Source organism: Rhizobium sp. NZLR8 (genome assembly GCF_019685025.1).
GTDB lineage: Bacteria > Pseudomonadota > Alphaproteobacteria > Rhizobiales > Rhizobiaceae > Rhizobium.
Genome location: NZ_JABDVY010000001.1, coordinates 746241 through 758527, shown reverse-complemented (window position 1 = coordinate 758527; position 12287 = coordinate 746241). Strand labels below are relative to the sequence as shown.

The window sequence follows — 12287 nt, the reverse complement described above, 5'->3', positions numbered from 1 at the left end:
GATCATGGCCAAGGGATACTGGATCGCCCGCGTCGATGTTCGCGATGCCGAGCGCTACATGGATTACGTGGCGGCGGCCAAGCCGGCCTTCGAAAAATACGGCGCGAATTTCCTGGCGCGCGGCGGCGCCTTCACCGAACTCGAGGGCAAGGCGCGGGTGCGCAACGTGGTGATCGAATTCCCCTCGCTGCAGCATGCGGTCGACTGCTATAATTCGCCGGAATACCAGATCGCCGCGAAAATCCGTCAGGAAGTGGCGGATGCGGAAATGGTCGTCGTCGAGGGCGTCTGACCCGGCTCGAATCCGCAAAAACTGAGGGCGCGATAGGCCTTCCCGTCGCGCCGGGATTGGGCTAAGACGGAGCCGATACAGCATCCCGCCAAGCCTTTCGAGGAGCCTGCCATGACCCTTGCCAACCTGCCGCCGCTCGTCACCGTATTCGGAGGGTCCGGCTTTGTGGGCAGGCACGTGGTCCGGGCACTCGCCAAGCGCGGTTATAATATCCGCGTCGCCGTGCGCCGTCCCGATCTCGCCAATTTCCTGCAGCCGCTCGGCAATGTCGGCCAGATCTCCTTCGTACAGGCGAACCTTCGCTATCGCAGTTCGATCGACCGCGCCGTCGACGGTGCGAGCCACGTCGTCAATTGCGTCGGCATTCTGCACGAGACCGGCCGCAACACCTTCGACGCCGTGCAGGAATTCGGCGCCCGCGCGGTTGCCGAAGCGGCGCGCGGCGCAGGCGCCACGCTGACCCATATTTCGGCGATCGGCGCCAATGTGAATTCGGATTCAGGTTATGGCCGCACCAAGGGCCGTGCCGAAACCGCCATCCTCTCCATCAAGCCGGATGCGGTGATCTTGCGTCCGTCGATCGTCTTCGGACCGGAGGACAGCTTCTTCAACAAGTTTGCCGATATGGCCCGTATGTCGCCCGTCCTGCCCTTGGTCGGCGGCGGCAAGACGAAATTCCAGCCGGTCTATGTCGAGGATATCGCCGAGGCCGTTGCCCGCGCCGTCGATGGCAAAGTCGCAGGCGGCAAGATCTATGAGCTTGGCGGGCCTGAGGTCTTGAGCTTCCGCGAATGTCTCGAGACAATGCTGAAGGTGACGTGCCGCAAGAACCCGCTGGTCTCCCTGCCCTTCAGCGTCGCTTCGCTGATCGGCAGCATCGCTTCGCTGATCCCCTTCGTGACGCCGCCGATCACCCCGGACCAGGTTCGCATGCTGAGATACGACAACATCGTCTCCGCAGCAGCCGAGGCGGAGAGCCGCACCCTGCAGGGCCTCGGCATCACGCCGACCATGGCAGCGTCGGTGCTCGACTCCTATCTCGTGCATTATCGGCCGCATGGCCAGTACACGGGCACTGGCAAGGCCGCCTGACCAATTTTTTGAACCTTCGGAACGACGCCGTTCGCGCATAACGCGGACGGCGTTTTGCTTTGCCGGCTCAAGCAAAGCTGGCACAAGTTTGAAATGGTGTTGTGCCGGCCATACCAAGTGCAGTTGCATAAAAGACGCATCGGGAATTTTGTGGAATTAACGCCAAATTTAGCAGGAACGTTTATTGCTATTTGCCATTCCACTGACTACCAAACCCGCGCGTCTTCCGACGGACTCAACGCCTGGGATCGCGTACGGCAATCACTGTGAAAGGCAATTCTCGATGGGCAAGTCAATCGCGCTCCTTTTTGCGTGTGCGGCGCTAATTATCCTGGCAGGCTCCTTTGTGGCGCCAGGTTCTGTCGCGGCGATAAAGGGTGATTGCTCGCCGGCCTACGGCGTCGATCCTTGCTCGACGGCTTCGATCAGCCATTGACGAAAAGGCCGCGCCTCGATGCCGGCCTCACAAAGACAAGCAGCGGCCGGAGCGTCTGAAGCAGGACGTTCCCAATAAACGCTCGGTCTTGCCGGCTTTAAAAGCAGCGGGCCTCTACTCTTTCAACATTGCTATCTGAAAAATCGGCTGCTTCCGGAAATCGGGGGCTTGATGGCCAAGCGCGCCGGGGCATTTGCATTCGCGCCTGGAGATCGCGCGAATGCAATGCGTTTTTAGGAATGTCTCAGGCGATCAGGCCGGTTGCCGCCATGCCAAGCAGCAAGACACCGAGAATGATGCGGTAGACGGCAAACAGCGTGAAGCGGTTGCTTCTGATATAGGCCAGCAGCCATTTGACGGCGACGAATGCGACGACCGTGGAAACAACGAAGGCGATGCCGAGCGCCGTCCAGTCCTCGTTTGCCGCGCCGCCATCCTTGAAAGTCTTCAGCAATTCATAGCCGCTCGCGGCATACATGGTGGGGATACCGACGAGAAAGGCGAATTCGGTCGCAGCGGCGCGGTTGCCGGTGCCGGCCAGCATGGCGACGAAAATCGTGGCGCCGGAGCGCGAGGTTCCCGGGAAGACGCCCGCAACGATCTGGGCGATGCCGACCAGGATGGCGACAAGCCAGGTGATCTCCTTATGGGGGGCTTTGCGCGCCGCGGCCCATTCGGCGAAGATCATCCAGATACCGCCGATGATAAGCGCCCAGGCGATCGGCGTTGCGGTCTCCGGCAGTTCAAAGCCGAGCTTCTTGACGATAAGTCCGAGAATTGCGGTGATGAGGAAGGCGGCGATCAGCTTGGCGGCGTAATCGCGGTTCTCCGGCACCCGCCAGCCCAGCAGCAGATCCAGCAGGCGACGCCAATAAATGATGGTGACGGCGAGGATAGCACCCGCCTGAATGACGATGTTGAACATGTCCGACCGGTGGCCGAGCCATTGCTCCGCAATGATGAGATGGCCGGTGCTCGAGATCGGCAGAAACTCGGTGATCCCCTCGATGACACCGAGAATGGCAGCATTGATATAGTCCATAAATTGTCTCCGGTTTAAAGGTCGGTCAGACTTGAGCCGCGCTTGAGCCTAGCTTCAGCCGATCAGGCGCGGCCGCTATCCTCATACGCAAGAAGCGTGTTTTGTCTTTCGTCAGTTGGCGTGAAAGCCGATTCGCTTGTATTGGCCGGGCCAAACTCCTATAGCTTCAACCAATGAGTCATGACTAGGGCGCTATAACCGAGCTGCCACACAGTCCTGTAACAGCAATCATAAAGCCCGAGTATCGATGCCCACGCTTTATCATCATCCCATGTCATCCGCATCCCGCTTCGTCCGGCTGATCCTGGCCGAATACGGCTATCAGGCCGATCTGATCGAGGAGCAGACATGGGAGAAGCGCCGGGATTTCCTGGCGCTCAACCCGGCCGGCACGCTGCCGGTCTATGTCGACGACAGCATGCGGGCGCTCTGCGGCGCGACCGTCATTTCCGAGTACCTGGACGAGACGCACGGCGTGTTGAAACGCGATCGGCGGCTGCTCGCCGAGGACCCGTTCCAGCGGGCGGAAATCCGCCGGCTGAGCGAATGGTTCATGCAGAAGATGGAAAACGACGTGACCAAGCCGCTCGCTCGCGAGCGTGTCTACAAGTTGCAGATGACCGCCGATCAGGGCGGCGGAGCGCCAGATTCGAAGGTTTTGCGCACGGCCCGCGCGAATATTCGCCAGCATATGCGCTATCTCACCTGGCTTGCCGGCTCGCGCCAGTGGCTGGCTGGCGAGCGGATGAGTTATGCCGACCTTGCCGCCGCGGCCTCGATTTCGATCCTCGACTATCTCGGCGAGATCGACTGGGCGGATGCGCCCCTCGTCAAGGACTGGTACCAGCGGCTGAAGTCGCGTCCCTCCTTCCGGCCGATGCTGACAGAACGGGTGCGCGGGCTGACGCCGGTTTCGCACTATGCCGACCTGGATTTCTGACGAGGGCTCTTCATGCCCGAAGCTGATAGAGATGACAAAGAGCGCCGCCGCCGCGACAATTTGACCGCGTTGGTGCGGGCGGAATCCGCCGCCAAGGGCTTCGATCTCTGTCGCATCACGCGGCCCGACGCGATCCCGCAAGCGAAGGAGCGCCTTGGCGAGTTCATCGATGCCGGGTGGCACGGGACGATGGCGTGGATGGCGGAGACGCGCGAACGGCGCGGCGATCCGCTGACACTCTGGAGCGAGGTGCGCTCCGTCGTCGTCTTCGGCCTCAATTACACCCCGGAGGAAGATCCGCGCGGCATTCTCGACAAGCCGGACAGAGCGGCGATCTCCGTCTATGCGCGCAACCGCGATTATCACGACATCATCAAGGGCCGGCTGAAGGAGATCGCCACGCGCTTTGCGGCACGCGCCGGCGCCGATGTGAAGGTGTTCGTCGATACCGCGCCTGTGATGGAAAAGCCGCTGGCGGCGGCAGCCGGCCTCGGCTGGCAGGGCAAACACACCAACCTCGTCAGCCGCATACACGGTTCGTGGCTGTTTCTCGGCACGATGTTCACCACGGCGGATCTTGCCGTCGATGCTGCGGAGACCGATCATTGCGGCTCCTGCCGCGCTTGTCTCGACGTCTGCCCGACGGCCGCCTTCCCGGCGCCTTACCAGATCGATGCGCGGCGCTGCATCTCCTATCTCACCATCGAGCACAAGGGGCCGATCGACCCCGATCTGCGGCCGCTGATCGGCAATCGCATCTATGGCTGCGACGACTGTCTGGCCGCCTGCCCCTGGAACAAGTTCGCAAGGTCCGCTTCCGAGATGAAGCTGAAGGCACGGGAAGATCTGCGCGAGCCGACGATCGCCTTTCTGCTGACGCTCGACGATGCCGGCTTCCGCATCTTCTTCAGCGGCTCGCCGGTGAAGCGGATCGGCCGCGACCGCTTTATCCGCAATGTGCTGATCGCCGCCGGCAATTCCGGCGAGACGGCGCTGGTCGGGCAATGTCGTTTACTCGCCGACGATGCCTCGCCGGTGGTGCGCGGGATGGCGGTCTGGGCGCTGTCGCGGCTGATGGAGGCTGGCGAATTTACGGGTTTTGCCACACGAAGGGCAGACGAGAGTGACGACGACGTGCTGAACGAATGGCGGCTGGCGGGAGTGAGCTGATGCATGTGATGATCTTTGGCTGCGGTTATTCCGGCACGGCGATCGCCAAGGCCTTCGCCGGCAACGGCGTGCGCATTTCCGGCACCACGCGCTCGGCCGACAAGGTGGAGGCGCTCCGGCAAAACGGCGTCGAAGCCTTCCTTTTCGATGGCGAGACCCTGGACGACCAGTTGCGCCGAGCCCTGGAGAGCGTCACCCATCTCGTGCAGTCGATCGCGCCGGGGAAGGGTGACCCGCTGCTGCGGCTGCTCGGCGAAGGCGGCGCAAGCCTGCCGCCCAGGCTCGAATGGATCGGCTATCTCTCCACGGTCGGCGTCTATGGCGATCACAAGGGCGCCTGGATCAACGAGGAAACCCCGTGTGTTCCGGTTTCCGGGCGGTCGAAGGAGCGGCTCGAGGCGGAAGAGGGCTGGCTGGCGATGGGCCGGGAGCGCGGCGTGCCGGCGGCGGTGCTCCGGCTTGCCGGCATCTATGGGCCGGGACGCAATGCCTTCTGCAATCTGGACAAGGGCACGGCCCGACGGCTGATCAAGAAGGACCAGGTGTTCAACCGTATCCGCGTCGAGGATATCGGTGCGGCGGCCCGCTTCCTGTCGGATGGTGGCCTCGGCGGCATCTATAATGTCACCGATGACCGGCCCGGCCCGCCGCAGGATGTGATCGTCGAGGCGGCGCGGCTGATGGGCGTCGAACCGCCACCGGAGCAGGCCTTCGAAACCGCCGAACTGTCACCGATGGCGCGCTCCTTCTACGGCGAGAACAAACGGGTTTCGAATGCGAAACTGAAGGCCGCCGGCTTCGAATTCTCCTTCCCGAACTATCCGATGTCGCTTGCGCAATTGTGGCAGGACGGACGTTGGCGGGGTTAGAACCGGCTGCTCGATGTGACCGACGTCATCGCCCAAAATGAGTAGGAAATTCCTACTTTCCGCATTTGGCGGGACGATTTTCGCCCTTTATTATAGTTAACGGCCTTTAAATTTGCGCAAATGTGGCAGCAAATATGGCAAAGTCGGAAAAAAATTTTTGCGATTTTTGTGAACGCCGGGATGTTAACCATTCTTCTGAAAAATTCGTTCGGATTTTAACTGATTTCATTGTGTTTTTTCTGTCGCAGTGATCGCCGCCCGTTTCCGAAATTCCCCCGTCGCGCTCACGAATGTTACAGATTGTAATATTCCGTGATCAACCGCGGCACTTTTTCGCCACTTTTTCACAGATTTAAGCCCCGCCGCCTGTTGAGGCGTTGCGTTCAATAGTTGAGGGATACTCTGTTTTGAAGAAAATACGTCGTTCTATTATCGCTGCCGTAACTATTGCAGCCTGCTCTTCCGTGCTTCCGGCGGAGAGTTTTGCTGGAGATGGTTGCGGCGGTGCTTCATGGTACGCACTTCACTCCAAAACTGCTTCCGGGGAACGTATGAACCCTGCCGTCTTGACTGCCGCACATCGTTCGCTTGCGTTCGGCACCAAGGTGAAGGTCACCAACCGCAACAATGGCCGCACCGTCGTCGTTCGCATTAACGATCGCGGTCCGTTCATCCGCGGCCGGGTGCTCGACCTGTCGCGCGCCGCCGCCCAGAATATCGGCATGGTGAGCTCCGGCACGGCGAAGGTCTGCTACCAGGTAATCAGCTAAGGCGTACTGCCGGACAACCAGCTGCGCCGTTAGCGGCGCTTGCTCTTGCCGTCAATCGCGGTTACCACGCGGTTGAGACTTGTGAACATTCCGCCCCGCGCCTGTCGCGCCCGTGCGGATCGGTCGCAGGCCATGGCAATTAGGAGACTTTGAATGCGTCTGGGCGGCCGCCTCGAAGGGGCGATTTCTGTGCTCGCGGATATCGATGCCCGCAAGCGGCCCGTCGCCGACGCGCTGAAGGACTGGGGCCTCGCGCATCGTTTCGCGGGCTCCGGCGATCGTGCCGCAATCGGCAACATCGTCTATGACGCCCTGCGCATGCGGCTTTCCCATGCCTGGCTGATGGATGACGACAGCGCTGCAGCCATTGCCCATGCCGTCATGTTCCGCCAATGGGGTTTCACACCCGACAGCCTTGCCGCCGAACTGGCGGACGACAAATTTGCGCCGGCGCCGCTGAACGCCGATGCCGCTGCGGCATTTGCCAGCCGCTCGCTCGACGATGCGCCGCCGCATATCCGCGGTGATATCCCCGAATGGGTCCAATCCTCCTTCGAACAAGCCTTCGGCGCCAGCTGGCTCGCCGAGGCACAGGCGCTTGCTGCCCGCCCGACGCTCGATCTGCGCGCCAACATCCTGAAGTCCTCCCGCGACAAGGCCGTCAAGGCGCTCGAACGAGCCGGCGCGCAGGCGGCGAAGATCGCTCGCTACGGCATCCGGATTGCCGCCGGCGAAGGCGCTTCGCGTCTACCCAACGTGACAGCCGAGCTTTCGTTCCAAAAGGGCTGGTTCGAAGTTCAGGACGAAGGATCGCAGATCGTCGCCGACCTGGTGCTCGCCCATGAGGGCGACCAGGTTCTCGACTATTGCGCCGGCGGCGGCGGCAAGACGCTCGCCATGGCGGCCGCCATGCAGAACAAGGGGCAGGTTCACGCCTATGACGCCGACCGCAAACGGCTGGCGCCGATCATCGAGCGGCTGAAGCGGGCGGGCACGCGCAATGTCCAGGTGCATGACGACGCTAGGGCGCTTTCCAGCCTTGCCGGGCGCTGCGACAAGGTGCTGGTCGACGCGCCCTGCACCGGCACCGGCACATGGCGCCGCCGCCCCGATACGAAATGGCGGCTGACGGCAAAGAACCTCGACGAACGCACCGCCCAGCAGCAGGATGCGCTGACGCAGGCAAGTGGCTTCGTCAAGCCAGGCGGCGAGCTGATCTACGTCACCTGCTCGGTGCTGCCCCAGGAAAACGAGGAACAGGTGCGCCGCTTTACGGCTGGCCATCCTGATTTCCAGATCGTCAGCGCCCTGCCCGCCTGGGATGCGCTCTTCGGGAAAGACGTCTCACGTCCGCACTCTTCCGACGGCCTGACGGTGACGCTGACGCCCGCCTCCACCGATACGGACGGCTTCTTCTTCTGCCGCATGCAGCGGAAGGGCTGAGGGCGGTTGCTGCCGCTTTTTCAAGCAGATGCGCTTGGAAGAGCGTGCCTGCGGCGGCTATCCAATCTTACAATCATTCCAAACTAGAGTGTTTGACACAAGTTTGCTTTTGGGCGAAGAGACGGAGCCCGATTACAGCGCCGCGCGTCTTATCAGACGCGCAAAGGACGCTGTAACAGTTTGAATCGGCGCATCGTGCTTTCCGAAAATCGATGCCGATTTTCGGGCCGATGCGCTAGACGGAATATCCGTCACAGGAGAGGATCATGAAGCTCAACACATTCCGCGCAGCCGTGCTAGCGATTGCCCCCGCCGCCCTGCTCGCCCTGCCCGCCCATGCCGAGACCGATGCTGCCGCCGTGGTCAAACACTATGCCGACGTCGGACATGCGAAATACGAAGACTCGCTGACGACCGCAAAGGCGCTCGATACCGCAATCGACGCTTTCCTGAAGGCGCCGACCGACGCGACGCTGAAGGGAGCCCGGGACGCCTGGATCAAGGCGCGCGTTCCCTATCAGCAGACGGAAGTCTATCGCTTCGGCAATCCGATTGTCGACGACTGGGAAGGCGAGGTCAACTCATGGCCGCTCGATGAAGGCCTGATCGATTATGTCGATCCCTCCTATGGCAGCGAGAGCGAGGAAAATTCGCTCTATGTGGCAAATGTCATTGCTAACAAGACGATCAAGATCGACGGCAAGGATGTCGACGCTTCCAAGCTGACGCCGGAATTCCTCTCCGGCACGCTCGCCGGGGCCGGCGGCATCGATGCCAATGTCGCGACCGGCTACCACGCCATCGAATTCCTGCTCTGGGGCCAGGATCTGAACGGCACGAGACCTGGCGCGGGCAACCGCCCGGCAACGGATTACGACCTGAAGAACTGCACGCACGGCAATTGCGACCGCCGCGCCGAATATCTGAAATCCGCCTCCACCCTGCTGGTGTCCGACCTGCAGGAAATGACCGACAACTGGAAGGCGGACGGCGCTGCGACGAAGAATGTCGAAGCCGACCCGAAGGCCGGTCTCGTCGCGATCCTGACGGGCATGGGTTCGCTTTCCTACGGCGAGCTGGCCGGCGAGCGCATGAAACTCGGCCTGCTGCTGCACGATCCGGAAGAAGAGCATGATTGCTTCTCGGACAATACCTACAACTCGCATCTGAACGACGCGATCGGCATCGCCGCCGCCTATACCGGCAACTATACCCGGGTCGACGGCACCAAGCTCAGCGGTCCATCGCTGCACGATCTAGTGGCCGCCAAGGACAAGGCGCTCGACGCCGAGATGGAAGACAAGCTCAACAAGACGCTCGATGCGATGAATGCCATGGCAAAGCGCGGCGAGACGGTCGAGAAATACGACCAGATGATCGGTGAGGGCAACAAGGAAGGCAATGCCGTCGTCCAGGCCGCCATCGCCGGGCTGATCGACCAGACGAAATCGGTGCAGCGCGTTATTGCCGCACTCGATCTCGGCACGGTTCAGCTTGAAGGTTCCGACAGCTTGGATAATCCTAACGCCGTCTTCAAATAAGCAAAAAGGCGGGCCGCTTCGATAACGGAGCGGCCCGAACCCTGAAATGTCGCATGCCCCGGCCCGCCGATTGATCGCCAGCGCAGTGCTCTGCGCCACGCTTGCCGGTTTTTCCGCAGCACTTGCCGCCGGTTTCGATCTGCCGGCGAAACGCATCGACCTTTCCGAAGCCGATCTCAAGCGCGTCGCCGACGTGACGCGGCCGACCAAGGATTTTTCGAAGGCCGAGCAATACGAAGCGATGCAGGCGGGTGCTACGACTTCGATCGACCCGGTCACCGAAGACAGCTTCTCGCATATTTCGGCCAACATCCCCTTCGAGGAAGAGCAGAATTTCAGGCTCGGCAATTCGCTCTTCCGCAAGCTCTGGGTTTCCGCTCCCTCCTCGACGCAGGCCTCCGATGGCCTTGGGCCGCTTTTCAACGCCCGCTCCTGCATCAGTTGCCATGTCAATGACGGCCGCGGCAAACCGCCGGAGGGTGGCCCAAGTGCTGTCTCGATGCTGCTGCGGCTTTCGCGAGCAGCCGCAACGCCGGACGAGGAAAAGGCGATCGCGGGAGCTGACGTCGTCAACTTCCCCGATCCGGTTTATGGCCATCAGCTGCAGGACTTTGCCGTTCCCGGCCTTGCTGCCGAAGGCCGGATGGCAATCAACTATGATGAAGAGAAGGTGACGCTCGGCGATGGCGAGACCGTATCGCTGCGCCGGCCGCATTATGCGGTGACGAACCTTGCCTATGGATCGCTCGATCAGGCGACGACAATTTCGCCGCGTGTCGCCTCGGCCATGATCGGCCTTGGGCTGATCGAGGCGATTCCCGAGGCCGATATCCTTGCCCATGCCGACCCAGACGATGCCGATGGCGACGGCATCTCCGGCAAGGCGGCGATGGTGCGCGACCACCGCAGCGGCGAGGTTACACTCGGCCGGTTCGGCTGGAAGGCGCAGAACGCCACGGTGCGCGACCAGAGTGCCGATGCCTTTGCCAGCGATATCGGCATCTCGACATCCGATCAGCCGAATGCGCAGGGCGATTGCACCAAGGCGGAAGAGAAATGCCTTGATATGCCGACCGGCGTACAGAAACGGCTGGGGGCGCAAGAGGCACCGGATCCCATTCTCGACCTGGTGACCTTCTATTCCGAAAACCTTGCCGTTCCGGCCCGCCGCAAGGCGAGCTTTCCCGAGACGCTGAAGGGCAAGCGGATCTTCTACGACAGCGGCTGCATTTCCTGCCATGTGCCGAAATTCGTCACCCGCAGGGATTCGCCCGACAAGGCGCAATCCTTCCAGCTGATCTGGCCCTATTCCGACTTTCTTCTGCACGATATGGGCGACGGGCTTGCCGACGGGCAGCAGGTCGGTCTTGCAAGCGGACGTGAATGGCGCACACCACCGCTATGGGGTATAGGACTGACCCGGACGGTCAGCGGACACAGCTTTTTCCTGCATGACGGCCGTGCGAGGGATCTCACCGAGGCGATCCTCTGGCATGGCGGCGAAGCTGAAAAGGCCCGCAACGCTTTCTCCTCCCGGTCAAAAGACGACAGGGCGGCCCTGATTACATTCCTGGAGTCACTTTGATGCGCCTTTGGCACCCCCTGCTCTGCCTCACTCTGATCGGCCTGGCCACATCGGCGGTCGCCCAGACCGCCGCCACCCCTCCGGCAGGGCTGAACGAGGATGCCGTTCCGGCGGTCATGCAGCGCGCCGTCGACGAAGTCATCCGCCCCGGTTATCGCAACATGCAGCAATCGGCCGCCCGGCTGACGACGGCGATGAAGGATCTCTGCGACGACGGCACGCAGCAGACGCTCGACAAGGCCAAATCCACATTTGACGACACCATCCGCTACTGGTCGATCATCGAGATCGTCCAGACCGGGCCTGTCATCCAGGACAATCTCTTCGAGCACATCCTGTTTTACCCCGACCGCAAGGGCGTCGGCCTGAAGCAGGTGCAGGCGCTGATCGCCAAGGCCGATCCGAAGGATGCGGCGGTCGATGCGATCGCCGGCAAGAGCGTTGCGCTGCAGGGCCTGACGGCGCTGGAATACGTGCTTTACGGCAATGGCGCCGACGATCTCGTCAAGCAGAAGGGCGGCTTCCGCTGCCTTTACGGCCAGGCGGTTGCCGGAAACATCCAGCGTGAGGCCGGCGAAGTCGTCGCCGCCTGGGAAAAGCCCGACGGCGTGCAGGCGAGCTGGAAACATCCAGGCCCGCAGAGCAACGATTTCATGGACAACAAGGAAGCGGTGACCGCGCTGCTCGGCATTCTCGTCCACGGCGCGGAGAATGTCCGCGACCAGCGGCTCGAACAGTTCTACAAGGGCAAGGACACCGCACCGCGCCCGCGCATGGCGATCTACTGGCGCTCGAAAAACACCTGGAAATCGATGGCCGCCAATCTGGAGGGACTGCGCACGCTCTGGCAGAAGGCCGGCATGGCCGAACTTCTGCCGCCGGACAAACAGCCGATCGCCGCCTCAATCGACGAGGATTTCAAATCGCTGCTCGACAGCGTGCCGAAACTCAATCCCGACATCGATGCCGCCTTAAGCGATGCGGAGAAGGCCAAGCTCGATACGCTGCTGGCCGAGAGCCGCGATCTGATCACCCGGATCAGCGACGAATATGGCGCCGCCATCGGCCTTTCGGCCGGCTTTTCCTTTTCGGACGGGGACTGAACCA

At 61.8% G+C, this 12287-nt stretch carries 11 protein-coding genes; 10 read left to right on the top strand and 1 reads right to left on the bottom strand.

Annotated features, from left to right (window positions below):
- The first annotated feature begins 4 nt into the window (after positions 1–4).
- Both HJB89_RS03685 and HJB89_RS03680 read left to right on the top strand, forming a co-directional pair.
- On the top strand, positions 5–292 hold the full coding sequence (locus HJB89_RS03685; RefSeq protein WP_221116686.1) for a DUF1330 domain-containing protein: 288 nt from the start codon (positions 5–7) through the stop codon (positions 290–292).
- Between the two features lie 111 nt (positions 293–403).
- Complete coding sequence (locus tag HJB89_RS03680) at positions 404–1384, top strand: complex I NDUFA9 subunit family protein (protein WP_221148956.1); 981 nt, start codon at positions 404–406, stop codon at positions 1382–1384.
- A gap of 680 nt (positions 1385–2064) precedes the next feature.
- On the opposite strand, the gene HJB89_RS03675 is transcribed toward HJB89_RS03680, so the two are convergent.
- Positions 2065–2862, bottom strand: coding sequence for an undecaprenyl-diphosphate phosphatase (locus HJB89_RS03675; RefSeq protein ID WP_207582582.1), 798 nt, complete (start codon positions 2860–2862; stop codon positions 2065–2067).
- A gap of 247 nt (positions 2863–3109) precedes the next feature.
- Between HJB89_RS03675 and HJB89_RS03670 the strand changes: the two genes are divergently transcribed.
- The 8 genes from HJB89_RS03670 (at position 3110) to HJB89_RS03635 (ending at position 12283) form a co-directional block, all read left to right on the top strand.
- A complete protein-coding gene (locus HJB89_RS03670) occupies positions 3110–3802 on the top strand; it encodes a glutathione S-transferase family protein (RefSeq protein WP_207582581.1) in 693 nt (230 codons plus the stop codon).
- A 12-nt stretch (positions 3803–3814) separates the two neighbouring features.
- Positions 3815–4972, top strand: a complete 1158-nt coding sequence (gene queG, locus HJB89_RS03665; RefSeq protein ID WP_221148955.1) for a tRNA epoxyqueuosine(34) reductase QueG — start codon at positions 3815–3817, stop codon at positions 4970–4972.
- Positions 4972–5841, top strand: a complete 870-nt coding sequence (locus HJB89_RS03660) for an SDR family oxidoreductase (protein WP_221148954.1) — start codon at positions 4972–4974, stop codon at positions 5839–5841. The genes queG and HJB89_RS03660 overlap by 1 nt, the downstream gene beginning before the upstream one ends.
- 407 nt (positions 5842–6248) lie before the next feature.
- Positions 6249–6611 (top strand): septal ring lytic transglycosylase RlpA family protein, encoded by a 363-nt coding sequence (locus HJB89_RS03655; RefSeq protein ID WP_221116681.1) that lies wholly within the window; start codon positions 6249–6251, stop codon positions 6609–6611.
- Between the two features lie 153 nt (positions 6612–6764).
- Entirely contained in the window at positions 6765–8054 is a 1290-nt protein-coding gene (locus HJB89_RS03650) for an RsmB/NOP family class I SAM-dependent RNA methyltransferase (RefSeq protein WP_207582577.1), read from the top strand.
- 266 nt (positions 8055–8320) lie between these two features.
- Positions 8321–9595: an imelysin family protein gene (locus HJB89_RS03645; protein WP_221148953.1), complete on the top strand. Its 1275-nt coding sequence runs from the start codon at positions 8321–8323 to the stop codon at positions 9593–9595.
- Positions 9596–9641: 46 nt separating this feature from the next.
- A complete protein-coding gene (locus tag HJB89_RS03640; RefSeq protein ID WP_207582575.1) occupies positions 9642–11180 on the top strand; it encodes a di-heme oxidoredictase family protein in 1539 nt (512 codons plus the stop codon).
- Positions 11180–12283, top strand: coding sequence for an imelysin family protein (locus tag HJB89_RS03635; protein ID WP_207582574.1), 1104 nt, complete (start codon positions 11180–11182; stop codon positions 12281–12283). Before HJB89_RS03640 ends, HJB89_RS03635 begins: the two co-directional genes overlap by 1 nt.
- Positions 12284–12287 lie beyond the last annotated feature (4 nt).